At 47.7% G+C, this 24,385-nt stretch carries 22 protein-coding genes and 4 tRNA genes; 14 read left to right on the top strand and 12 right to left on the bottom strand.

Translation table 11 applies throughout. The features are described 5' to 3' along the window. Positions 1-511 precede the first annotated feature (511 nt). The 6 genes from ruvB to SD53_RS13020 all read right to left on the bottom strand — a co-directional run bounded on the left by ruvB (position 512) and on the right by SD53_RS13020 (position 8,280). On the bottom strand, positions 512-1,522 hold the full coding sequence (gene ruvB / locus SD53_RS13045) for a Holliday junction branch migration DNA helicase RuvB (RefSeq protein WP_046520636.1): 1,011 nt from the start codon (positions 1,520-1,522) through the stop codon (positions 512-514). 12 nt (positions 1,523-1,534) lie between these two features. Then, entirely contained in the window at positions 1,535-2,158 is a 624-nt protein-coding gene (gene ruvA / locus SD53_RS13040; protein WP_046520635.1) for a Holliday junction branch migration protein RuvA, read from the bottom strand. 27 nt (positions 2,159-2,185) lie between these two features. Further along, positions 2,186-2,707 (bottom strand): crossover junction endodeoxyribonuclease RuvC, encoded by a 522-nt coding sequence (gene ruvC, locus SD53_RS13035; RefSeq protein WP_046520634.1) that lies wholly within the window; start codon positions 2,705-2,707, stop codon positions 2,186-2,188. Then, positions 2,707-3,447 (bottom strand): YebC/PmpR family DNA-binding transcriptional regulator, encoded by a 741-nt coding sequence (locus SD53_RS13030; RefSeq protein ID WP_046520810.1) that lies wholly within the window; start codon positions 3,445-3,447, stop codon positions 2,707-2,709. Before SD53_RS13030 ends, ruvC begins: the two co-directional genes overlap by 1 nt. Positions 3,448-3,544: 97 nt before the next feature. Then, on the bottom strand, positions 3,545-5,320 hold the full coding sequence (gene aspS / locus SD53_RS13025; protein ID WP_046520633.1) for an aspartate--tRNA ligase: 1,776 nt from the start codon (positions 5,318-5,320) through the stop codon (positions 3,545-3,547). Positions 5,321-5,460: 140 nt separating this feature from the next. Next, positions 5,461-8,280, bottom strand: a complete 2,820-nt coding sequence (locus tag SD53_RS13020) for a transporter substrate-binding domain-containing protein (RefSeq protein ID WP_046520632.1) — start codon at positions 8,278-8,280, stop codon at positions 5,461-5,463. A gap of 81 nt (positions 8,281-8,361) precedes the next feature. Between SD53_RS13020 and SD53_RS13015 the strand changes: the two genes are divergently transcribed. The 8 genes from SD53_RS13015 to SD53_RS12980 all read left to right on the top strand — a co-directional run bounded on the left by SD53_RS13015 (position 8,362) and on the right by SD53_RS12980 (position 14,850). Beyond that, the gene (locus SD53_RS13015; protein ID WP_046520631.1) at positions 8,362-9,201 is read left to right on the top strand and encodes a DUF72 domain-containing protein; all 840 of its coding nucleotides are present in this window, start codon (positions 8,362-8,364) and stop codon (positions 9,199-9,201) included. 64 nt (positions 9,202-9,265) lie between these two features. Next, complete coding sequence (gene cmoA, locus SD53_RS13010) at positions 9,266-10,006, top strand: carboxy-S-adenosyl-L-methionine synthase CmoA (RefSeq protein WP_046520630.1); 741 nt, start codon at positions 9,266-9,268, stop codon at positions 10,004-10,006. Next, on the top strand, positions 10,003-10,968 hold the full coding sequence (cmoB, locus tag SD53_RS13005) for a tRNA 5-methoxyuridine(34)/uridine 5-oxyacetic acid(34) synthase CmoB (RefSeq protein ID WP_046520629.1): 966 nt from the start codon (positions 10,003-10,005) through the stop codon (positions 10,966-10,968). Before cmoA ends, cmoB begins: the two co-directional genes overlap by 4 nt. Positions 10,969-10,983: 15 nt before the next feature. Next, a complete protein-coding gene (locus tag SD53_RS13000; protein ID WP_046520628.1) occupies positions 10,984-11,877 on the top strand; it encodes a LysR family transcriptional regulator in 894 nt (297 codons plus the stop codon). A 12-nt stretch (positions 11,878-11,889) separates the two neighbouring features. After that, positions 11,890-12,297 (top strand): hypothetical protein, encoded by a 408-nt coding sequence (locus SD53_RS12995; RefSeq protein WP_046520627.1) that lies wholly within the window; start codon positions 11,890-11,892, stop codon positions 12,295-12,297. Between the two features lie 132 nt (positions 12,298-12,429). After that, entirely contained in the window at positions 12,430-13,473 is a 1,044-nt protein-coding gene (purM, locus tag SD53_RS12990; protein WP_046520626.1) for a phosphoribosylformylglycinamidine cyclo-ligase, read from the top strand. Between the two features lie 8 nt (positions 13,474-13,481). Beyond that, positions 13,482-14,132 (top strand): phosphoribosylglycinamide formyltransferase, encoded by a 651-nt coding sequence (gene purN, locus SD53_RS12985; protein WP_046520625.1) that lies wholly within the window; start codon positions 13,482-13,484, stop codon positions 14,130-14,132. Beyond that, positions 14,080-14,850, top strand: a complete 771-nt coding sequence (locus SD53_RS12980) for a DUF3108 domain-containing protein (RefSeq protein WP_082101868.1) — start codon at positions 14,080-14,082, stop codon at positions 14,848-14,850. Before purN ends, SD53_RS12980 begins: the two co-directional genes overlap by 53 nt. Positions 14,851-14,878: 28 nt before the next feature. Here the strand turns inward: SD53_RS12980 and SD53_RS12975 are convergent, their stop codons facing one another. Further along, complete coding sequence (locus SD53_RS12975; protein WP_046520623.1) at positions 14,879-15,643, bottom strand: class II glutamine amidotransferase; 765 nt, start codon at positions 15,641-15,643, stop codon at positions 14,879-14,881. Positions 15,644-15,803: 160 nt separating this feature from the next. Between SD53_RS12975 and fadE the strand changes: the two genes are divergently transcribed. Beyond that, a complete protein-coding gene (fadE, locus tag SD53_RS12970; protein ID WP_046520622.1) occupies positions 15,804-18,266 on the top strand; it encodes an acyl-CoA dehydrogenase FadE in 2,463 nt (820 codons plus the stop codon). Positions 18,267-18,455: 189 nt separating this feature from the next. Here the strand turns inward: fadE and SD53_RS12965 are convergent. The 4 genes from SD53_RS12965 to SD53_RS12950 all read right to left on the bottom strand — a co-directional run bounded on the left by SD53_RS12965 (position 18,456) and on the right by SD53_RS12950 (position 18,840). After that, positions 18,456-18,532: transfer RNA gene (locus SD53_RS12965), tRNA-Pro, on the bottom strand. A gap of 20 nt (positions 18,533-18,552) precedes the next feature. After that, positions 18,553-18,628 (bottom strand) — tRNA-His (locus SD53_RS12960). A gap of 30 nt (positions 18,629-18,658) precedes the next feature. Then, a tRNA-Arg gene (locus SD53_RS12955) sits at positions 18,659-18,735 on the bottom strand. Positions 18,736-18,763: 28 nt separating this feature from the next. Continuing rightward, a tRNA-Pro gene (locus SD53_RS12950) sits at positions 18,764-18,840 on the bottom strand. Between the two features lie 243 nt (positions 18,841-19,083). Between SD53_RS12950 and folD the strand changes: the two genes are divergently transcribed. Further along, positions 19,084-19,941, top strand: a complete 858-nt coding sequence (gene folD, locus SD53_RS12945; protein WP_046520621.1) for a bifunctional methylenetetrahydrofolate dehydrogenase/methenyltetrahydrofolate cyclohydrolase FolD — start codon at positions 19,084-19,086, stop codon at positions 19,939-19,941. A 65-nt stretch (positions 19,942-20,006) separates the two neighbouring features. On the opposite strand, the gene cysS is transcribed toward folD, so the two are convergent. Beyond that, positions 20,007-21,386 carry a cysteine--tRNA ligase gene (gene cysS, locus SD53_RS12940; protein ID WP_046520620.1) on the bottom strand — a complete coding sequence of 460 codons (1,380 nt, stop codon included), beginning with the start codon at positions 21,384-21,386 and terminating at the stop codon, positions 20,007-20,009. A gap of 174 nt (positions 21,387-21,560) precedes the next feature. Here cysS and SD53_RS12935 point away from each other — a divergent pair, with 174 nt between their 5' ends. From SD53_RS12935 to SD53_RS12920, 4 genes are all read left to right on the top strand, one after another. Next, positions 21,561-22,055, top strand: coding sequence for a peptidylprolyl isomerase (locus SD53_RS12935; RefSeq protein WP_046520619.1), 495 nt, complete (start codon positions 21,561-21,563; stop codon positions 22,053-22,055). Beyond that, positions 22,048-22,791, top strand: coding sequence for a UDP-2,3-diacylglucosamine diphosphatase (gene lpxH / locus SD53_RS12930; protein ID WP_046520618.1), 744 nt, complete (start codon positions 22,048-22,050; stop codon positions 22,789-22,791). Before SD53_RS12935 ends, lpxH begins: the two co-directional genes overlap by 8 nt. Before the next feature lie 13 nt (positions 22,792-22,804). Further along, positions 22,805-23,572: a tRNA isopentenyl-2-thiomethyl-A-37 hydroxylase MiaE gene (miaE, locus tag SD53_RS12925; protein ID WP_046520617.1), complete on the top strand. Its 768-nt coding sequence runs from the start codon at positions 22,805-22,807 to the stop codon at positions 23,570-23,572. A gap of 176 nt (positions 23,573-23,748) precedes the next feature. Continuing rightward, positions 23,749-24,348 carry a Yip1 family protein gene (locus SD53_RS12920; RefSeq protein WP_046520616.1) on the top strand — a complete coding sequence of 200 codons (600 nt, stop codon included), beginning with the start codon at positions 23,749-23,751 and terminating at the stop codon, positions 24,346-24,348. Positions 24,349-24,385: the final 37 nt, after the last annotated feature.

The following is a 24,385-nucleotide window of genomic DNA, read 5'->3' as shown; positions in this document are numbered from 1 at the left end:
TCATATGAATTTCATAAAAAAAATAGTAATTCGATAAAAAAACAGACTCGTTCAGCTACCCTTAATTTTCAAGGCCTGCAGATTCAAAAGCTCCACCATCAGATGAAAATTCGTACAAAGCAAATATTTATTCAAATTAATAAAAGTAATGTGAAATCTCAATTTTTCTAGTTTGAAGTAAATGCACTAACTCCCTAAAATGCACCCGTGTTCTGAGCTAGCGCAAAAGTTCTGGCCCTTGTGCCCAACTTTAGTGATGAATACTGGTGATGTGATTGTCTGTTTGAAGATGATGATGTTGCTTCTCAACATGTTCCCTGGATTTTGAAGATTTACTTCAACTTGTTGCATTTGCCCGCTCATTTAGCGGGCTTTTTTTATTCCGGGCATCCTGCCCTCCATCCGGCCAGTGGACAGAGCCACTGGCGCTCAGCCGTACATGGCCAAACTGTTGGCAATGCTAATTCCGGCTTCGCCCTCCGGGCCAACACTCAGCTCCTCACACAAAACCTTAATTCGATTCCGGTAAATCAAAACCAAAGTGGTTGTAGGCGGCCGGCGAGACGATACGGCCTCGTGGGGTGCGCTGGATAAAACCTTGCTGAATTAAAAAAGGTTCTATCACATCTTCAATGGTCTCTTTTTCTTCACCTATGGCCGCAGCCAGGTTATCCAGTCCTACCGGACCACCACCGAATTTCTCGATAATGGCCAGCATTAACTTGCGATCCATATAATCAAAGCCACTGGCGTCTACGTCCACCATATGCAAAGCGGCCGAGGCAATTTCTACCGGAACTAAGCCACTGGATTTGACCTGAGCATAATCCCTGACTCTTCGCAGTAGACGGTTAGCGATACGAGGTGTACCACGGGAGCGACGGGCAATTTCAGTCGCCGCGGGTAATTCCAGTTCTAAATTCAGATAATGGGCAGAACGCAAAATGATTTGCGCCAGCTCTTCGGTTTTATAAAACTCCAGCCTTTGTACTATACCAAAGCGATCACGCAGTGGTGAAGTTAAAGCGCCCGCTCTGGTGGTAGCGCCTATTAAGGTAAAAGGTGGCAATTCAAGCTTGATAGAACGGGCGGCAGGCCCCTCGCCTATCATAATATCCAGTTGATAGTCTTCCATCGCCGGATACAATATCTCTTCCACTACAGGGCTTAAGCGGTGAATTTCATCGATAAACAGCACATCGTTGGGTTCGAGGTTGGTCAAAAGCGCCGCTAAATCACCAGCTTTCTCCAATACAGGCCCTGAGGTGTTTTTAATATTCACCCCCATTTCATTGGCCACTACCATAGCCAGGGTAGTCTTCCCTAAACCCGGTGGACCAAAGATCAGCAGATGATCCAAAGGCTCACCACGACCGCGGGCCGCTTCGATAAAAATTGCCATTTGCTCTTTCACATGAGGCTGGCCGGTATAATCCGCCAGCGACTTAGGCCGGATGGCACGGTCAATCAGCTCGTCTTCGTGACTGGCCTTGGTATCGATTAGACGATCAGCTTCTATCATGACAATTCCTGTTTAAATCATACTGCGCAGTGCGAGTTTAATCAGTTGCTCGCTGCTCATATCGGCCTGCTTAATTTTTTGTACTGCTTTGCTAGCTTGTATCTGACTATACCCCAGGGCCACCAACGCACTAATAGCATCTTGCTCTGCACTTTCGACCAGCTCAAACGAATCGACTTCATCGCCAGCAAGCACCAAATGATCGGTGACCGGAGTGCTGATATTCAGGCCCCAGTCTTTTAAGCGATCGCGCATTTCTATTAATAAACGTTCAGCGGTTTTTTTACCTACGCCAGGCAATTTCACTAAAGTGCTGATATCGTCGTGCTGTACACAGCGAACAAATTGCTGGGCGGAAAGGCCAGATAAGATAGTCAGAGCTAACTTAGGCCCTATACCATTGGCTTTAATCAATTGGCGAAATAAAGCCCGCTCTGTGCTGGTGTGAAAACCATACAGTAGCTGCGCATCTTCACGTACCACAAAGTGGGTGTAGATCACCGCCTCTTTGCCAACTTCCGGCAATTTATAAAAACTGGTCAGTGGTAGTTGTACTTCGTAGCCTACACCTGCCACATCAATCAATAAATCCGGCGCCTGCTTTTCTAAAATAACACCACGTAATAATCCAATCACAGTCAAAAGCTCCGGTCTTTAAAAAAATCAGCGCAGACGGCCACGTACGGTTTTCGTGGCCTGCCCTGCCATATGCAATAAACTTTGGTGAGTATGCCCGTGACACATAGCCACAGCAAGGGCGTCGGCAGCATCGGCTTGTGGATTGCCTGGTAATTTTAATAAGGTACGGATCATATGCTGCACCTGAGTTTTATCGGCTGCCCCGGTCCCCACTACGGCTTGTTTAACCTGACGGGCTGAGTATTCAAACACCTCAAGACCAGCATTTTTAGCGGCCACTATAGCAGCACCACGGGCTTGCCCCAGCTTTAAAGCCGAATCCGGGTTACGTGCCATAAATACCTGCTCTATGGCAAAAACATCTGGCTGGGTTTGCTGAATAATTTCACTGACACCGTCGAATATTTGCTTTAAGCGATCGGGGATATCATTGAGTGTCAAACGAATACAACCACTGGCAATGTACTCGAATTTCTGCCCTGTCTGGCGAACCACCCCGTAGCCTGTTAACCGGCTGCCGGGGTCTATACCAAGGATAATAGCCATTAAGGCACAAGCGCCATCACGTCATCCGCAATGTCAGCATTGTGGTAGACGTTTTGCACATCATCGAAATCTTCCAGCATATCGATCAGTTTAAAAAACTTCACCACATGCTCTGCATCCACTTCGGCTTTGACCGAGGGCACCATGGTAATTTCAGCATGGTCCGCCACCAGCTTTGCAGCCTCCAACGCTTCACGTACATCGTTAAAACTGTCAGCACTGGTGATGACTTCAATACTGCCATCCTCATGACTAACCACGTCTTCAGCACCTGCTTCCAGCGCGACATCCAGTACCTGATCTTCCGATAAACCCGGCGCAAAGGAAATGATGCCTTTTTTACTGAATAAATAGCTGACAGAGCCTGCAGTGCCCATATTGCCGTACTTAGTAAAAGCACTACGAACATCGGCGACTGTGCGCTTATGATTGTCAGTCAGAGTTTCTACCACTATGGCTACACCACAAGGGCCGTAGCCTTCGTACACCAGCTCTTCATAATTGCTGCCATCCTGCTCACCTGCACCGCGTTTTATGGCGCGGTCTATCGCGTCCCGGGTCATGTTATTCAACAGCGCTTTGGCCACTGCAGTACGTAAACGAGGATTCGCATCGACGTCAGGACTGATGCGGGCCGAGACGGTCAGCTCGCGAATCAGTTTAGTGAAAATTTTGACCCGTTTGGCATCCTGACGAGCCTTACGGTGCTTCATGTTAGCCCATTTACTATGACCAGCCATCAGCATCAAACTCCATTATTACGATAAAACTGAAGCGGCAAGAGCCGCTTCAACCTAGTCTATCAAAAGCGCACGCCACAGCGCTGCCGCTGCTGCATTATTGCTTTTTCACCACCTGAATACCCAGCTCAGCCAGTTGAGCCGGATTAGCTTCACCCGGTGCGTCCGTCAACGGACAAGCAGCAGTGGCAGTTTTTGGAAACGCCATCACATCACGGATAGAGCTGGCGCCTGTCATCAACATCACCAGACGGTCTAAACCAAAAGCTAAACCTGCATGTGGTGGCGCACCATAACGTAGGGCTTCCAGTAAGAAACCAAATTTCTCAGCCGCTTCTTCATCGCTAATACCCAATAACTGGAATACTTTCGCCTGCACATCCGGTGTGTGAATACGCACAGAACCACCACCTAACTCGGTACCGTTGAGTACCATATCGTAGGCATTGGATAACAAAGCTCTGTGATCCAGTTTGTCCATTTCGGTCGCCAAAAACTCGGCTGTATCCAAAGGTGAAGTGAACGGATGGTGCACAGCGGAGAAGCTGCCATCATCGTTTTCTTCAAACATTGGGAAATCGACCACCCACAATGGTTTCCAGCCCTGCACCGTTAAGCCTAAATCTTCGCCCAACTTCAGACGCAAAGCACCCATAGCTTCACACACTACTTTATAGCTGTCAGCACCAAAGAAAATTAAGTCGCCTGTGGTCGCTTCGGTACGGCTTAAAATTTCGCTGATAATTTCAGGCGTTAAAAATTTAGCCACAGGTGACTGGATACCTTCAGCACCGGCACTGATGTCGTTCACTTTTAACCAGGCCAGACCTTTAGCACCGTAAATACCGACAAAAGCTGTGTAATTGTCGATGTCTTTACGCGAGACTTTTTCTGCAGCGCCTGGCACTTTTAATGCCACCACACGACCTTTTTTATCGTTGGCAGGACCTGAGAATACTTTAAATTCAACCTCTTTTAACAGGTCAGCCACATCAACAAACTGCATCGGGTTACGCAGGTCAGGTTTGTCTGAACCGTATAAACGCATAGCCTCGTTGTAGGTCATGCGTGGCATTTTGCCTAAATCAACATTCAACAGTTCAATGAACATCTGGCGCACCATCTGCTCTGTCACTTCCATCACCTGCTCAGCCGTCATAAATGACGTTTCGATATCAATCTGAGTAAATTCCGGCTGACGGTCAGCACGTAAGTCTTCGTCACGGAAACATTTAACAATTTGATAGTAACGGTCTAAACCCGCCATCATCAGCAATTGTTTAAATAGCTGTGGCGATTGCGGCAGTGCAAAAAATTGGCCTTTGTGGGTGCGGCTTGGCACTAAATAATCACGCGCACCTTCCGGAGTCGCTTTGGTCAGAATAGGCGTTTCTACGTCCAAAAAGCCCTGGCTGTCCATAAAATTACGGACAAAGCTGGTGACTTTGGCGCGGAATTTTAACCGGTCGCTCATTAAAGGACGACGTAAGTCAATGTAGCGGTATTTTAAACGTTGTTCTTCACTATTGTTCTGGTTCGGATCCAGCGGGATTGGCGCGGATTTATTCAGAATTGTCAGGCTGGAGGCATACACCTCCACTTCACCTGTCGCCATCTCACTGTTTATTTGCGATTCAGGACGAGCGCGTACAGTGCCTGTCAGTTGTACACAATATTCGTTACGTAAATCGGCAGCCTGAGCGAATAAGTCGGTTAAATCCGGATCAAAAAATACCTGAACCAGGCCTTCGCGGTCGCGCAGGTCAATAAAAATCAAACCACCTAAATCACGGCGGCGGTTGACCCACCCACACAATGACACCTGTTGACCAATGTTTTCTGCCTTTAATGAACCGCAATAATGGCTACGCATTAACTTATCCTTTCAGTCGAACTTTAATCTGCCTGCGAAAATGAGCGCTAATTATATAGAAAAGACAATTAATGTCACTGCCCTTCAAGCCTGTTGATGAGACGGATTTGAATTTTACCGGGTCGGTACAGTTCTGAGCACTATCTGCTAAAACGATATTGGCTTTTGCCTTGCTGTTTCACCTGATACATCAACTTATCGGCAGATTTGAGCAAGCTGCTGGCATCTGTGCCATCATGCGGATAAATAGCGATGCCGATACTGGCGCCTACACTGGCCTGACACACCGACAAATGCAGCGGTTGCTGCAGGTAGACTAAAATCTTCTCTGCTACTATGGCCGCGTCATCTCTGTCCACCAATCCGGTCAGCAGGATCACAAACTCATCGCCGCCAAAGCGGGCAACAGTATCGGTTTTTCGTACACAGTGGCTAAGGATCGCGGACAGTTTCACCAGCATTTCGTCTCCGACATCATGGCCATACTGATCATTCACCTGCTTAAAACCGTCTAAATCGATAAACATCAGGGCCAGCATTTCATTGTGCCGGGCATGTTGATGCAAGGCGGTCTGGAGACGCTCTATCAGCAGGGTGCGGTTGGGCAGTTGAGTTAAATCGTCATGACCTGCCATAAAGCGCATTTTTTCTTCGACCTTGCGGCGTAAATTCACTTCGCGACGCAATGAAAAGTTCCAGATCAGAAAACCTGTAATCACCAGCAATGACAAACCTGCAATTTGCAACACCAGAGTGAAGACCCGGCTTTGATCCAACCCTTGTTTGATCTCCAGATTTAACCATTTATCCAGTAGCACTTTCCGATCCGAGTCGTTAATGGTTTTAATACCTTTATTCAGTATCACCAATAACTCGGGCAAGTCTTTATGTACGCCAAAGTAGGAGGGGTACACAGGTAAATCCGTTGGTAAATAAGCCCTCAAATTAAGGTAGCGGGGGTCTCTCAGTGCTATACCTGAAGACAAAACCGTATCAAGCACGAACTCGGCCTGGCCAGAGGCCACCAAGTCCAGTCCCTGATTTAAGTTGTCGACTTCAATGATCTGATGCTGCGGGAAATCTTTTTTCAGTTGTTTTACAAACTGGTATTCGCGCATGATAGCGATACGTTGCCCTCGCATCTGCGCCACTTTAGCGTCAAAGGCGGCATCATGTTTCCCCACCATAATCCATTGTAAAGTCCAGTAGTCGCTGCTGAATGCACTAAAGCTGCGCCGCTCGGGTAAATCGGAAATATTCGCCACCATCTGTAATTTGCCAGCTTTGTAATCCTGCAGCAGCAGTTCCCAATCACTGTAGGGGGTCGCGACAAACTCTGTATCTAACCGCTGATTTAATAGCGTCAGTACATCTGTTGTAATACCCGCGGCCTGACCTTTTTCGTCCACAAACTCTACAGGACGCCAATTACTCATCACACCAACCCGGATCTGTTGATGCTGATTTAGCCACTGCCGTTCAGCCTGGGTCAGGGGTACTTTGTCACGGAAAGTCAGGAAATATCCGCCCTCCTCCTTACCCAGCCAACGTTTTTCAATCTCCATCATCTCATCCAGGCTAATTTGGGCAAAGCCTCGCTGGATACTTTGATACAGCTCTTGATCGTCAAGGCGGATCAGAGAGTAAACCGCTGACTCATAACGAATTCCGGGAAGAAGCTTCAGACTCTGCAAACTATTATTTTGTGCAAGCCGCCTGTTGACTATCACATCCGAGGCCACAAAGCCTGTCAGTTGCTTTTTTAATACCGCTTCAATCATCTGATCCACGGTATCAAACACTTTCAGTTGAACATTGGGCAACTGTTGCTGCAATTGGGAGCGGAAATTTGCAGTATGCAGCAGGCCTAAGGTGGCATGGTGAAGCTGGGCCGGGTCGGTCAGATCAAATTGACTGTCATAGAATAACGACGAGTAGATATTGTAAAGATGATAGGCAGGCTTTAAGCCAGTGAATTTTTCAACATTTTCTACCTGAGCCATTTGCACATCGATACGACCTTTACGCAAATAAGCCAGTGAGTCTTCCGACTGATTAGGCACAAAACTAATAGCAACGCCGGTCTTTTTTGACCACAAGCGCCATAAATCGACAAAAACCCCTTGCACGTCACCTATGCTGCTGACATCCATGTAAGGCTGATTGCCGATTGAGACGCCTATCAACAAGGTATCAGGGTCTGTATCCACGCTCAGCCACTTTCGTTCCAGTTGATCTCTGAAATTAATATCCAGCGCACTCGCGGCCTGCATCAGCGCTTGTAACAACTGCGGATGCTCCCGCCGGACAGCAAAGGTTAACTCGATTTTACGGATCGGTACTTTCTTATACACAGGATAAAACGACGACAATTCAGCATAGTGCGCATAACGCGGAGGCAAACGATCCAGACCGGTAAAGGCTTTTATTTCGCCTTTTAGCGCTGAATCGTACATTTGTGTGACTGAATCATAGTGTTTTAACACCAAATCAGATTGGCGCTGAGTCAGGCTGTCGATGTGCGTGGAACGCTCAACTACCCCAACCAAATGAGGTCTTAAATCTGTCAGGTTATGCACTCCGGCCAGGTCCCGATGCACAAAAACATTACTGAATATATCCAGATAATTCTGGCCCAGCAGATACTGTTGCTCCCGGCCCTGCGTGCGTCCCAGGCCACCATGCAAATCGATACGTCCGGCATCCAGCATAGTTAATGTGTCGGCCCAGTCTGCGGCAATAAATTCGACCCGAATACCTTGTTGCCGGGCTATTTCTTGCCAGTAATCCACCACCAAACCTGCGGGCTGGCCTGTCTCATCGACAAACATGTAAGGGTAAGTATCGCTGGAGATACCAATTTTCAACGACGCCGGAAGGAGACTGCCCTGGGCCTGGTTTTGAGCCTGAAGGGTACAGCTTGTGACGAACACAAACAACAGCAGCAACTTTTTAATCATGTTCAGCGCAGTGATCTTTACCTTGGTTTAACAGCTCGATTACGGTGATAATACACCAGTTATTGGCAACGGAAATCATAGATGCTTTATCTCGGCTGCCCGGTCTGGGCTAACCCGCAGTGGAAAAACCTGATATTTAACAGCACACTGCAACCGTCTGACTTTCTAGCTAACTATAGTAGGTATTTTAACTCTGTAGAGGGCAATACCAGTTTTTATGCCGATCCATCCCCTCAAACTGTGGCGCGCTGGGCGCAGCAAAGCAATGCTCATTTTCGCTTTACATTAAAGGTACCTCAGCGTTTAAGTCATCAATTTCAGCAGTTTCAGCCAGAAGAATTACAAGGCTGGCTGGACTTAATCACACCTTTGGCGGATAAACTGGCGCTGGTCCACTTACAACTGCCCGCATTTTTTTCACCAGAGCATTTAAGCTGGTTAAGCCATATGCTAAACCTGTTGTGCTCATCCTTTGTTGTCGCGGTTGAGGTACGGCATCCGGTATTTTTCGATAAAGCAGAGCACGAAATCAGATTAAACCGGCTACTGCGGGATTTTGCAGCAGAGCGGGTTATGTTTGACAGCAGAGCCTTGTTCTCAGTGCCCGCTACAACAGCAGCTTTATTGGATGCTCAGCGCAAGAAGCCTTATTTACCCGTGCATGCGGTGGCATTAACTAATACCCCCATGCTACGTTTTGTTGGCACGGACGATATGGCTGTAAATCAGCAGTACTATCAGCCCTGGTTAAAAAAAGTGCGGCAATGGTTGGACGAAGGCAAAACTCCTTTTTGCTTTTTTCATAGCCCGGACAATGCCACAGCCCCACTCTTAGCGCGGCAATTTGTATTGGATTTAGGTATAGAACATCCTGTCCTTAGTCCCTGGCCACAAGATCAATCGCAGTTAAGCTTGCTTTGATTTCGTCTTCAAATGGAAATACGATAAACTACCGGTCAATTCAAGGTATGAAGTTATTCCACTGATGCAAAAAGATCACATTTACGCCGACCCACTGGGCCATATTCAGGATTTTTGTTTCGACTCTGCTGTGGTGGATGTCTTTCCGGACATGATCCAACGCTCGGTACCGGGTTATCAGACCATTATTCAGACCATAGGCAAACTGACTCAACGGTATCAGCAAGCAGATAGCAATTTTTATGACTTAGGCTGTTCTTTGGGCGCCGCGACTTTGGCCATGCGACGTCAAATCACAGTTCCGGGTTGCCAGGTAATTGGTGTGGATAACAGTGCAGCTATGGTAGAGCGCTGCACCAGCCATTTACAGGCATTCCGCTCTGATGTGCCTGCGACTGTGCTGCTGGCAGATATCCGTGACACAGCGATGGAAAACGCCGCTATGGTAGTGAGCAACTTTACGTTGCAGTTTCTGGCGAAAGAAGACAGAGCCCGGTTAATTGAGCGTATTTACCAGGCTCTAAAGCCCGGTGGCATTTTTGTGTTGTCAGAAAAAATTATCGAAACGGACCAAACTACTCACGAACTGCTAATTGACTTGCACCATGATTTTAAACGCGCCAATGGCTACAGCGAGCTGGAAATCAGCCAAAAACGCACAGCGCTTGAAAACGTCATGCGCCCTGACAGCCTGGTCGAACACAAGGCTCGATTGTCTGCTGCAGGCTTTCAACACATTAGTCTGTGGTTCCAATGCTTTAACTTCTGCTCTATGGTCGCCATTAAAGCCGGAGGACGGCAATGAGTCGTTTCCAAAGTTTTTATCAGCAAATCGCTGGCAACAAACTACTGCACTGGCTGGAGACCTTACCTGCGCAATTAAAACGCTGGGAGCAGGATGCGCTGCATGGTGATTTTAAGCAATGGCAAAAAGTACTGGATCATTTACCCGTAGCGGCAAAAAACCACGTCGAATTAAAACAAAAAGTCGAATTTGGTTTGCCCGAAGATTTAAGCGATGGCCAGAAACAGCGACTGGAGGCCTTATTACGTCAGTTAATGCCATGGCGCAAAGGCCCATTTACGCTGCACGGTCTGACTATAGATACCGAATGGCGCTCAGACTGGAAATGGGACAGGGTTCTGCCGCATATCAGTTCGCTTAAACACAGAACAGTACTCGATGTTGGCTGTGGCAGTGGTTATCACTTATGGCGAATGAAAGGTGAAGGCGCTGACTTTGTGGTTGGCATAGACCCTTCGCAGCTATTTTATTGTCAGTTTGAGGCCATCAAACACTTTCATCCTGATCCAACCGTGCATTTATTGCCCATTGGTATCGATGAGATGCCGCAGCTCAAAGCCTTTGATACGGTCTTTTCGATGGGCGTGTTGTACCACCGCCGCTCTCCTATCGACTTTTTAGCTCAGCTAAAACAACAACTGCGCCCTGGTGGCGAACTGGTGTTAGAAACTTTAGTGATAGAGGGCGACGAGCAAGCCGTATTAGTACCCACAGACCGCTACGCCAAAATGCGTAATGTCTGGTTTATCCCAAGCACGGCGGCTTTATTGCTCTGGCTGCAACGGGTCGGTTTTAACAATGCAAAAGTGGTGGATTTGTCAGTCACCAGAGTGGATGAGCAACGCAAAACCAGTTGGATGGAAAATGAAAGTCTGATTGATTTTCTGGACCCAACTGATCATAGTAAAACCATTGAAGGTTATCCGGCCCCACTGCGTGCTGTGATAGTAGCTCAGGCTTAAAGGAAAGGAAATTCAATGCCCTACCGCCCCAAATCAACCATGGAACAATGGCGAATACTGCAAGCTGTGGTCGATGCCGGAGGCTATGCCCAGGCGGCGGAGCTGTTGAATAAAAGTCAGTCATCACTGAATCATGCTGTGGCTAAACTACAGTACCAACTTGGGGTTGAGCTGCTGGAAGTCAAAGGCCGCAAAGCCTTCTTAACCCAAGCAGGCGAAGTGATGCTGCGCCGCTCCCGTCTGCTGACGCAACAGATCGAAGATTTAGAGCTGTTGGCGTCGAATATCAATGTTGGCTGGGAACCAGAAATCCGAATTGCAGTGGAGCTGGTGTATCCGAAACAAATTTTGTATCGTGCCTTAGCTAAATTTCATCCGATTTCGCGTGGCAGCCGCATTCAGATTATTGATACTGTGATCACAGGCTCCACCGAAATGATTTTGGAACACAAAGCGGATTTAGTGATTGCCGCCTCTCCCAGTATACCCAAAGGCTATATTGGTGAGCCTTTGACCGTGATTCAGATGGTTCCTGTAGTCGGTAAGGAGCATCAGTTGGCGCAGCAGCCCACACTGGATTTAAATGAACTCAGTCAGTATTTACAAATTGTGATCCGTGACACAGCCAGCAAACCCAAAGATGTCGGCTGGTTACGGGCAGAACAACGCTGGACAGTGAATAACTTCTTTGAGGCTATAGATATTCTGAAAAATGGCATTGGTTTTTGCTGGCTGCCAGAGTATTTGATTGAAAACCTGCTTGAACAAGGCAGCCTGGTCAGACTGACCATAGCGCAAAGCTCAGCCCGGGTTGTTCCTCTGGCTTTAGTGACGCCAAAAGAAGAGACATTAGGACCTGGCAGCCGTCAAGTACGAGAGCTGCTGTTAGCCGAACATAAAGTTGAATAGCCGGGGATCAGTATGAACAAGCAAGAACTCACCGAATTAATGCAAGCGACAGCGCAAGATGCTGTGGTTTATGCGGCAGAAGAACATCAGGTTCTGCTGGATTTTAGTCTGGATAGCTTAGTCAAAGTTGATGAAATACTCAGTGAGCTGTATTTACGCCAGCAAGAGCAACGCCATGCCGATGATTTGTTGTTTACCTTGTGCAACGTGTTTGGCGCTTATACAGGGGAAGTATTTATTCATCATGTCGGCGGCGAGTGGTATCACGACGAATCCACACCTGATGCGCCCTATATTTGTGTGCGTTATAACGGCAAAGAGTTTCCTTTTGCTTCTTTGGTGTATCACCAGATCGCCAAGACTCCAAACGCCAGCTTACGCAATTACGTAGAGCAAGCCATGACAAATGCGATGCAATAGCGGCATTTTGTCAGGTGGTTCAGGTTCGCCTTCTAAAATGCACAGCAGTAAATCCTTTTGTCTGGCGGCGTTACAAGGTAAAATGCCGCCAATTTTTTTGGACCTTCACTTTTTAGCCATTTGGGGATTGCCGTGAGCGAGCAAAAAACGTCGTTAAGTTACAAAGACGCTGGTGTAGATATTGATGCCGGTGAGGCCTTGGTTGACCGTATTAAAGGTGCGGTAAAACGTACAACCCGTAAAGAAGTGATGGGTGGTTTAGGCGGCTTTGGTGCTTTGTGTCAAATCCCGGCTGGTTACAAAGAGCCAGTACTAGTTTCAGGTACTGACGGTGTGGGTACCAAACTGCGTTTGGCGATGGATTTAAAACGTCATGACAGTGTAGGCATCGACTTAGTCGCTATGTGTGTCAATGACATCGTCGTGTCCGGTGCTGAGCCGTTATTTTTTCTCGATTACTACGCCACAGGCAAGTTAGATGTAAATACCGCTGCTACTGTGGTCGAAGGCATTGCCAAAGGCTGTGAACTGGCAGGCTGCGCTCTGGTCGGCGGCGAAACCGCTGAAATGCCAGGGATGTACCATGGTGAAGACTACGATATCGCCGGTTTTAGTGTAGGCGTGGTTGAAAAAGCCGAAATCATCGATGGCAGCAAAGTCAAAGCTGGCGATCAGCTCATAGCGTTAGCTTCATCAGGCCCGCACTCCAATGGCTTTTCGCTTATTCGTAAAGTACTGGAAGTCAGCGGTCAAAGCCCTCAAACTCTGCTGGAGGGCAAAACTATTGCTGATCACTTGTTAGAGCCGACCCGCATTTATGTGAAAAACCTGCTGGCTTTGATCAAAGCCGTACCTGTCCACGCCTTGTGTCATATCACAGGCGGTGGTTTCTGGGAAAATATCCCACGTGTCCTGCCAGAAAACACTCAGGCGAACATCATTGAAAGTAGCTGGCAGTGGCCTGCTATTTTTAGCTGGTTACAACAGCAAGGCAATGTTGAGCGTCACGAAATGTACCGCACCTTTAACTGTGGTGTCGGCATGATAGTGGTGGTTCCTGCCACTCACTTAGATACAGCTTTGGCCCAATTAAAAGCAGCCGGCGAAAACGCCTGGCATTTAGGTGAAATCAATCAGGTTGCAGCCGATCAGCCTCAAGTTGTGATCCAGGGCTAAACCCGGCAATGAAATCTATAGTGGTATTGATTTCAGGCAGTGGCTCTAATCTGCAGGCTATTTTAGATGCCTGCAGTGCTGGCTTTATTGACGGGAAAGTCACTGCGGTTTTGTCGAATAAAGCCAACGCCTATGGGTTGGAGAGGGCCAAAAAAGCCGGCGCTGCAGCGATAGTGCTGGATCATAAAGCCTATCCTGACAGAGCTTGTTATGATCAGGCGCTGATTGAAACCATTGATCAGCATCAACCCGATCTGGTGGTACTGGCGGGTTTTATGCGTATTTTAACGCCTGAATTTGTTCAGCATTACCAAGGCCGCTTACTGAATATCCATCCGTCGTTGTTACCCAAATATCAGGGGCTAAATACGCACCAGCGCGCTATCGATGCCGGTGAGACCGAACACGGCTGTTCCGTGCACTTTGTCACAGCAGAACTAGACGGTGGGCCTGTGATATTACAAGCCAAAGTCCCCATTTTTCCTGAAGATGACGCCGACACAGTCGCAGAGCGTGTACATGAACAGGAACACCGGATTTATCCTTTGGTTGTGCGTTGGTTTTGTCAGAACCGTTTACAACAGCAGTCAGATAAGGCATTGTTAGATGGCCTTTTATTATCTGACCATGGATATGCCAATGACCAGGATGATGAATAAATGGCGCCTTAGTGCGTCATTTTTTTTACTCTTTTCCAGCCTTTTATTCGCGGAAGAACCTACAACAACAGCTTCGGTCCAACTCTCAGCCTTTGAGGCCAGTTACAACGTATTGCGTTCAGGCAAAAAACACGGCGAGGCTAAGCGTTATCTGAAAACGACTGAACAAGGCTATGAGCTCGGCTATAGCAGTGATATCAGTTGGCTGATTTTCGAAGATAAACGCTCAGAACAGTCTTTTTTCACTGTAAAAGAGGGCCGTATTCAACCCAGCCGTTACGTGATGCAGCGCACAGGTTCTGGCCCAAACCGTTATTATGAGCTGAACCTGAACTGGGACAGCAAAGAATTAAGGGTGGAGAAATCTAAAAAACTCAAAGCTGTTCAATGGAATGAGCAATGGTTGGACCCATTGAGTTATCACAATCAATTAGCTCTGGATCTCAAAGCAGGCAACACTGAATTCGTCTATCAGGTGCTAAACCGTCATGGCGACGAACGTAAATACAGTTATAAAGTAGCAGGCGAAGAGTGGTTATCCCTGCCTTACGGTAAAGTAAAAACCATTCGGATTGAACGCACAGGCACAAGCGCCGATAAACAAGTCCTGGCCTGGGTTGCTCCAGAGCTGGATTACTTATTGGTGCGGTTATGGCAGGCAGAAGATAACGTTGAGCAGTTTGATATTCAACTGGCAACCTTCAAAGCTGCAGAGTAAAGCGTTAAAAGGTCTCACACAGAGCCGTTTATTGCGGCTCTCCTGCCCTGAATAATTGCGCCTGGCCGGAACGCATCTCTTGCCACTGTTCATTGCAGGTCAGCGGCAAGGTAGCAATAATGGTCACCACATCTTTTTCTGTAGTTTCTTTGGCAAAATCTATATCCACGTCCATATCGGACAACAAAGCGACACCAAAAGGCGCTCTTCTGGTGATCCAATGCAGTTTGGTGCTGCAATAGGCCAACAAATAGTCACCATCAGAGATCAATAAGTTAAACACACCTAATTGCTGAAGCGCCGGACACAAAGAGGCCAGGTGATCAAAAGCCAGTTTCATATCCAAAGGTGCAACAGGAAATTGCTGCTCAAGAGCATTGAGTAGATAACAAAATGCATGCTCGCTGTCGGTCTGACCGACCACATAATGTTGTCCGACCGGCAAGGTTTCGAAGCCCTGAAGCTGACCATTATGGGCATAAGTCCAGTAACGCCCCCATAAAGTACGGGTAAAAGGATGGGTATTCTCCAGCCCTACTCCGCCGCTGTTGGCTTGTCGGATATGCGCCACCACAGCCGTACTTTTAATGGGGTAATCACTGATAAGCCGCGCTATTTCAGATTGATAGCTCGGATTGGCATCTTTAAAAGTGCTGACCCCTTTGCCCTGATAAAACGCAACCCCCCAGCCATCCTTATGCGGACCTGTTTTGCCTCCACGCTCTCTTAAGCCTTTAAAACTAAAACAGATATCGGTGGGCACGTTGGCGGACATCCCTAATAACTCACACATAAACCGGCTGGTTTCCTCTAGTTAAACCTGTCAGATGCAGAAGCTGCAACAAAAGTTGACACTCAATCCATGTGCAAAGTAAGGAATTACTTGCATCTTTGCAACAGGCACACTACTCTAAAGCCACAGTGGTCTGACCTCTAGTTCTCAGGAGTAATTTATGGATGTATTATTTTTTTGGATAGCCTTGCTTAGCACAGTCGCAGTGCTGGCCTATCACAGAGCAAGTTTAACAATGTTTAGCGCCTTGATCGCGGCGTTACTGGCAGTGGCAACGTTCACTGACACAGTGGGTGTGGTCAGTTGGGTGCTGTTTCTGGCAGTCGCATTACCTTTAAATATTGCCAGCATACGTCAACAGTATTTAACCAAACCTCTGTTAAAACTGTATCGTAAAATCATGCCGGAAATGTCGACCACAGAAAAAGAAGCTATTGATGCTGGTACCACTTGGTGGGAAGGCGATTTATTCCGTGGCACTCCGGATTGGCACAAACTGCACAATTATCCAAAACCACGTTTAAGCGCGGAAGAGCAGGCCTTCTTAGATGGTCCTTGTGAAGAATTACTGGCCATGGTGGATGACTGGCATACCACGCATGAACGTGCAGATTTATCTCCTGAGGTCTATCAGTACCTGAAAGACAAAGGCTTTTTCGCCATGATCATCAAAAAGCAATACGGTGGTCTGGAATTCTCTGCGTATGCTCAGTCTTGTGTACTGCAAAAGTTAACCAGCAAAAGTATGGTGTTATCCAGCGTTGTTGGCGTGCCTAACTCTTTAGGCCCAGGCGAGCTGCTGCAGCACTATGGCACCAAAGAGCAGCAAGACTACTACCTGCCGCGCTTAGCCAAAGGTTTAGAAATCCCTTGTTTTGCCCTGACCAGTCCGGAAGCAGGCTCTGATGCCGGCGCCATTCCGGATACAGGTATTGTCTGTAAGGGGGAGTGGGAAGGTAAAGAAATTATCGGTATGCGCTTGACCTGGAATAAGCGGTATATCACGTTGGCGCCTATCGCCACCGTATTAGGTTTAGCCTTTAAAATGCAGGATCCGGATGGTTTATTAGGGGATAAAAAAGAGTTAGGGATCACTTGTGCTCTGATCCCCGTCACAACGCCGGGTGTAAAAATTGGTCGTCGTCACTTCCCGCTGAACGTACCATTCCAAAATGGTCCAACACAAGGCCAGGACGTTTTTGTACCGCTGGATTACATTATCGGTGGGCCTAAGATGGCAGGTCAGGGCTGGCGCATGTTGGTGGAATGTTTGTCGGTTGGCCGTGCTATTACGCTGCCTTCAAACAGCACAGGCGGGATCAAAGCTGCGGCACTGTTAACCGGTGCTTATGCCCGGATCCGTCGTCAGTTCAAACTGCCTATTGGTAAAATGGAAGGTATTGAAGAAGCCTTAGCCCGTATTGGTGGTTATGCCTACATGGCGGAAGCTTCAACGACAATGTCCGTCGGCTCTATCGATTTAGGCGAGAAGCCGTCAGTGATCTCGGCTATTACCAAGTTCCATATGACAGAGCGTATGCGTCAGGCCATTATTGATGCGATGGATATCCACGGTGGTAAAGGCATCTGTATGGGCCCGAACAACTATTTAGCCCGTGGTTATCAGGGTGCTCCTGTGGCGATCACAGTAGAGGGTGCCAACATTCTGACCCGTAATATGATTATTTATGGTCAGGGCGCTATTCGTTGTCATCCTTTTGTCTTAGCTGAACTGCAAGCTGCTGGTTTAGAAGATGAACGTGCTGCAGTCACTGCTTTTGACCGTGCTTTGTTTGGCCATATCGGTTTTAGCATCAGCAACTTCTTCCGTGCTTTATGGTTAGGTTTAAGTAATTCTGCCTTCTCTGCCAGCCCCTATGCAGATGCTACAGCGAAGTACTACAAACAAATGAACAGATACAGCGCTGCGTTGGCATTAATGTCTGATGTGGCTATGGGTACTATGGGTGGCGACTTAAAACGCCGTGAACGTATCTCCGCCCGTTTAGGTGATATGTTATCGATGTTATACCTGACTTCTGCCGTGCTGAAGCGTTTTAACGACGATGGCCGTCCGGCTCAGGACTTACCTTTAGTGCAATGGGCATGTGAAGATAACCTGCACAAAGCGCAGGTGGCTTTGGATGAAATGCTGGATAACTTCCCGAATCGTATCGTAGGCGCGGTATTGGGCAAGCTGTTATTCCCCTGGGGTCGCACTTTACGTAAACCTTCAGATCAGTTGGATCACCAGGTATCACGTATCATGCAAACTCCTTGCGAGGCGCGCAGTCGTTTGGCTACCAACCTGTACATGACACTGGAGCCGAACAATCAAATCGGTTTGGTTGAAAAAGCCCTGACCGATATTCTGGCTGCAGAACCTATCTTCGATAAAGTGGTGCACGCGGCCAATAAACGTCTGCCTTTCTTCCGCTTACACGAAGTGGCTGCTCTGGGCTTAGAGCTGGGTGTGATCACCGAGGCAGAAGCAGAGAAACTGCGTGTGGCTGAACAAGGCCGTCTGCATACCATTAACGTCGATGATTTTGATCCACTGGACCTGGCTGCAGACAAATCATTATTTGATACAAAGCCAAAAGCTAAGTCTGCTGCGGCCTAAACGATATCAACTGGTAAACAAGCCTGCCCCGTGCAGGCTTTTTTATACCTACAATAACAGACTCTGATCAAGCAACAGCCCAAGCTTTGCATAAGCAGTAACTACAAGCGGGAGCTGTGATATGGAAATGTTTCAGAACGCCAAAAAGCAAAAAACAGCATTGCTGCTGTTATTGTATTTAGAAGAAGATGGTCGGTGATGCAAGATTCGAACTTGCGACCCCTTGGACCCAAACCAAGTGCGCTACCAAGCTGCGCTAATCACCGACATATAGAACTGTCTTCAATGGGGTGGCTGATGGGGCTCGAACCCACGACAACCGGAATCACAATCCGGGACTCTACCAACTGAGCTACAGCCACCACGGTAGAACTTTAACTTCTTTGTTGCAATGGCGCGCCCGATAGGACTCGAACCTATGACCCACGGCTTAGAAGGCCGTTGCTCTATCCAGCTGAGCTACGAGCGCCAAATTCGAGGCCGTTAGGCTCTCTAGATGGTCGGTGATGCAAGATTCGAACTTGCGACCCCTTGGACCCAAACCAAGTGCGCTACCAAGCTGCGCTAATCACCGACTTCGCTACACTACTGCAACGGGGCGGAATATTACAGCCCAAGCCCCAGAGCGTCAAACCTTTTTTTCAGCTAAAAAACTGATTGCTTAATATTTGAACCCATTTACTACAAAAGGGTTCCGCAGCAGAAAAATATACTGATTTTTTAACTTTTTAGCTTCGTTAAACTGATCTGCTTGGCCTCTCTGGCGTAGCTGTGCGAAAATACAAATCCTTCGATTTCAGGTCAACAGAGCAGTTTTATGGCAGCACAAATCATAGATGGCAAAGCGGTAGCTCAATCTACCCGTCAACAGGTCGCATTAAGGGTTCAGCAACGCCTTGCCGCAGGAAAAAGAGCCCCAGGCCTGGCCGTGGTACTGGTAGGTATGGATGCTGCCTCTCAGGTGTATGTAGGCAGTAAACGTAAAGCCTGCGAAGAAGTCGGTTTTGAATCCTTTTCTTATGACTTACCAGCAAGCACCAGTCAGCAAGAGTTATTTGAATTAATTGACAGCTTAAATGCAGATAACAAAGTAGACGGTATTCTGGTGCAATTGCCTCTGCCAGCAGGTTTAGACGCTTCGGCTATTCTGGAACGCATTCATCCTCTGAAAGATGTCGATGGTTTCCATCCGTACAATATAGGCCGTTTAGCTCAGCGTATGCCTGCGCTGCGCCCTTGCACGCCCAAAGGTATCATTAAACTGCTGCAAAGCACCGGAATTCAAATCCGTGGTATGGATGCGGTAGTGGTCGGAGCGTCCAATATTGTCGGCCGCCCAATGGCGCTGGAGCTGTTATTGGCCGGTTGCACTACAACGGTATGTCATAAGTTCACCAAACAGCTTGAGCAGCATGTCCGCCGCGCTGATTTAGTGGTAGTGGCTGTAGGTAAGCCTGAATTTATTCCGGGTGACTGGATCAAACCCGGTGCACTGGTGATTGATGTCGGTATCAACCGTTTGGAGTCCGGTAAACTGGTGGGTGATGTTGAATTTGACAAAGCCAAACAGCATGCGCGTTTTATTACACCTGTACCAGGTGGTGTTGGCCCTATGACGGTCGCCTGTCTGATTGAAAATACGTTGGAAGCGTGCGAGCAATTCCACGATCAGTAATCAGATCATGGCAAGATTCAGACATGGGGCAGAGCTAAAAGTCCGCCCCTTTTTGTTGCAGATGATTAACCCCGACGCCAGGTTGTCACACCCGCCTTATCTTCCAGAATAATCCCCTTCGCTATCAAAGCATCACGGGCCGCATCGGCTGCAGCCCAGTTTTTGTTCGCGCGTGCCGCATTACGCTCAGCGATCAAGGCTTCAATCTCTGCCACATCGTCTGAATCTGTGCCCGATTGTAAAAAGGCTTCAGCATCCCCCTGCAAAATACCCATGACCCCACCGAGTTTGATCAGTAAGGCAGCAAGTTGTGAAGCTTTGACTGGATCTGTCGCTTTTTCTTTATTGATATCACGCGCCAGTTCAAACAACACAGGCAAAGCCAGCGCTGTATTAAAATCGTCATCCATAGCAGCGCGGAAAGTTTTCACATAGTCGTTGTCCAGGTCGACCTCTGTCGCCGGAGTCACGTCCCGTAAGGCGGTGTACAAACGGCCTAAAGCAGAATGGGCCTGCAGCAGGTTTTCCGCCGAGTAGTTTAACTGACTGCGATAATGGCTGGAGATCAGGAAATAACGCACAGCCTCGGCGTTATAATCAGCCAGCACATCTTTGACCGTAAAAAAGTTGCCCAAAGATTTAGACATCTTTTCTTTATCCACCTGCACCATACCTGTATGGATCCAGGTATTGACGTAAGGTGTGTCATGGGCGCAGCAGGACTGAGCGATTTCGTTTTCATGGTGCGGGAACTGTAAATCTGAACCACCGCCGTGAATATCAAAATGCGTACCTAAATGCTTGGCACTCATGGCCGAACATTCGATATGCCAGCCAGGACGGCCCTCGCCCCAGGGCGATGACCAGCGTGGTTCATTGGGTTTGGCCATTTTCCACAACACAAAATCCAATGGATCGTCTTTAGCCTGATCAATTTCTACCCGGGCACCGGATTGCAGCATCTCCAGATTCTGCTGGCTGAGCTGACCATAGGCAGCATATTTGCTGACGTCAAACAGCACATCGCCATCAGAGGCAATGTAGGCGTAACCTTTCGCCACTAAGGTTTCAATCAGCTCAATGATTTCCGCCATATGGGTAGTAACACGAGGTTCAATATCGGCTGGCATTAACCCCAATGCGTTAAAATCTTCGTGCATAGCTATGGTATAACGGGCGGTTAACGCGTCACAGCTTTCGCCATTTTCATTGGCTCTTTTGATAATTTTGTCGTCTACATCTGTGATGTTACGCACATAAGTGACGTCATAACCGCTAAAACGTAAGTAACGGTTCATCACGTCAAAAGCCACATAAGTGCGGGCGTGGCCGACATGACAGAAATCATAAATAGTGATGCCGCAGACATACATAGAAACTTTGCCAGGCACTAAAGGCACAAAAGGCTCTTTTTTACGGGTCAGGGTATTAAAAATCTGTAGCATGGGCTCCTCGGAAAATCATCAAAACGGCAGTCACAAAGCGTGACAGTGTAACATCAGCAACAGCCTTGAGCTATCCTCGCTTTGTGATTTACCACGGGCTGCGTCATGAAGATACTTGGGTATAGGACATAGCTGCGGTACACTATCGCCGTTTTTAAGCTTGAGGAGATCATCATGGTTAGCTTACATACCAATTTCGGTGTTATTAAACTGGCGTTATTCGCCGACAAAGCCCCAGCAACAGTAGAAAACTTCCTGAATTACGTCAAAGAAGGTTTTTACGATAACACTATTTTCCACCGTGTGATCAATGGCTTTATGATCCAGGGCGGTGGCTTTACTGTGGATATGGAACAAAAAGAAACCGGAAAAACCATAAAAAACGAAGCCAATAACAGAGTGTCAAATAAAACCGGCACTATCGCTATGGCGCGCACCAGCGATCCACATTCTGCAACCTGTCAGTTTTTTATCAATGTCGCCAATAACGACTTTTTAGATTTCAGCTCAGAGACGTCACAAGGCTGGGGCTACTGTGTTTTTGGTGAAGTGGTCGAAGGCATGGATGTGGTCAATAAAATCAAAACTGTGTCGACAGGCCGCAAGTTTGGTCATGCCGATGTCCCCAATGATGCCGTGATCATTGAAAAAGCAGAAATCCATGGCTAAAGGCCACAGCCTTTTTATTGCCGATCTACATTTAAGCGAACAACGCCCGGATATCACTGCGGCGTTTTTGCTTTTTTTACAGCAAAAGGCAACCAATGCGGATGCCCTGTATATTCTGGGCGATTTATTCGAGGTCTGGATTGGTGATGATAACCCCTCGCCTCTGCTGACTGAGGTGGCTACCGCCATCCAGGCGTTAACAGCGCAGGCGGTGCCGGTTTATTTTTGTCATGGCAACCGCGACTTTTTGCTCGGTAAAAAATTTGCTAAGCGCTCTGGCATGCAATTGCTGGCGCCTCTGACTGTGATCGATTTGTATGGCGCCCCCACTTTATTGATGCACGGTGATTCGCTTTGCACTCTGGATATTGGTTATCAGAAGTTTCGGGCCTGGTGGGATCAAAAATGGTGGCAAAAGTTAATCTTATCGCTGCCCTTATGGTACCGGCAGCATTTAGCTCGTAAAGCACGTCGGGTCAGTGCAATGGATAAACAGGGTAAAACTGCTGACATTATGGACGTCACACCAGATGAAGTCCCTAAAGTCATGGAGCAGCATCAGGTACGGCGTTTAATTCATGGCCATACCCACAGACCTGCTGTGCACCAGTTGCAGTTAGTCGATGGCAGCGCAGCACAACGCTATGTGTTAGGCGACTGGTACAGCCAGAGTTCTTATTTGGATGTGTCAGCAGATCGCTGGCAATTGCACTTTCACGCCCTTTCCTCTGTTTGATCCTGAGATTTTTATGAGTTTTACCGAATTACTTCAGCCCATTCAGCAGTTTTTACAGTGTGAAACACCAGATTCCTGGCTGATGGAAGCACAGAAACCAGAGCGGCTGGCAGTACTACTGCAGGATCACTTGATTTGTGAACTCAAAGCCGCCCAAACCGCTATGTACCTGCTGCGTCGTTATGCCTGTGATAAAGACAGCTCAGTTACCTTACTGAACTGGCTGAAACCTTTTGAAGATTTTGCCTATCGCTTTGATGGTGATATTCAGAGCTTAAAACAGGCAGAAAAACTGACTAAAAGCATCATAGGCCGTTCTGATTTTGCCTACTCGGACCGTATTATCGACCGCATGGTGTTGTTAATACGTGAAGAGCTGCACCATTTTTGTCAGGTGCTGGACATTATGCAGGCACGCGGTATTCCCTATGAAAATATCAGTGCCAGTCGTTATGCCAAAACACTGATCCAGAACTGCAAAACCCACGAGCCACAAATTCTGATTGATAAGCTGATTTGTGGTGCTTATATCGAGGCCCGCTCTTGTGAGCGTTTTGCCAGACTGGCAGAATTTGTGGATCCGGAATTGGCCAGTTTTTACACCTCCTTACTACGTTCAGAGGCCCGGCATTTTGCTGATTATCTGGAACTGGCGCAGGTGATCTCCAAATCAGATATCACAGAGCGGGTGCGCTTTTTTGGCCAACTCGAAGCAGAGCTGATTTTAACTGCGGATCCGGATTTCAAATTTCACAGCGGAGCCCCCGTAACCACAATCTAACTGAGCCTCCCTTCGCTGTTCAGACGCATCACGAAGCACAGTGCTCAGATGCGTCTTCGCCACCTCAGAGATTTTCAGTTCTACACTTGACGAACCCGCTTCTATTAGCCATAACAAAGAGAAGGGTTTGTTATGTCGCCCTGCAATAAACAACGTAGTAGCCAAGGATAACAACTATGATTCTAAATCACTTATGGGGGCTGTATGCCCATCCCAAAGAAGAATGGCATACGATAGACGCACGTCACGAAAGTTTCAGATACAGTTTAATTCATATCCTGCTGGTCGCTCTGATCCCCTCTGTTTGCGCTTATTATTCGGCAGTGCATATAGGGTGGAGTATTGGCGTCGGCGAACCTATACGTCTGACCGCGGACAGTGCTTTAATGCTGTCATCTGCCATGTATGTTGCGTTGATTGGTGGTGTTTTTGCACTGGCTTATCTGGCTCATTGGATGGCTCATACCTTTGGTGCAGAACCTACCTACACCCAAACACTGGAACTGGCGTCCTACACCTCAACGCCGCTTTTTATGGTGGGCTTTGCCGCTTTATACCCTGAACTCTGGTTCGTGATGCTGGTGGGTTTAGCTGGCTTAACCTATTCAGTGTATTTATTGTATGTGGGTGTGCCAATTTTGATGCATATTCCTGAAGAGCGGGGCTTTATTTATGCCAGTTCAGTGGTCACCACAGGCTTGATTTTACTGGTTTGTGTGATGACAGCGACTGCCATTTTATGGAGTTCAGGTTTCGGGCCTGCGTTTACACATTAGCAGGCTACCAAATCATAAAAAAGGGGCTCAGTATACT

Source organism: Rheinheimera mesophila (assembly GCF_000986865.1).
GTDB lineage: Bacteria > Pseudomonadota > Gammaproteobacteria > Enterobacterales > Alteromonadaceae > Pararheinheimera > Pararheinheimera mesophila.
This window is presented reverse-complemented; position numbering and strand designations above follow the sequence as displayed.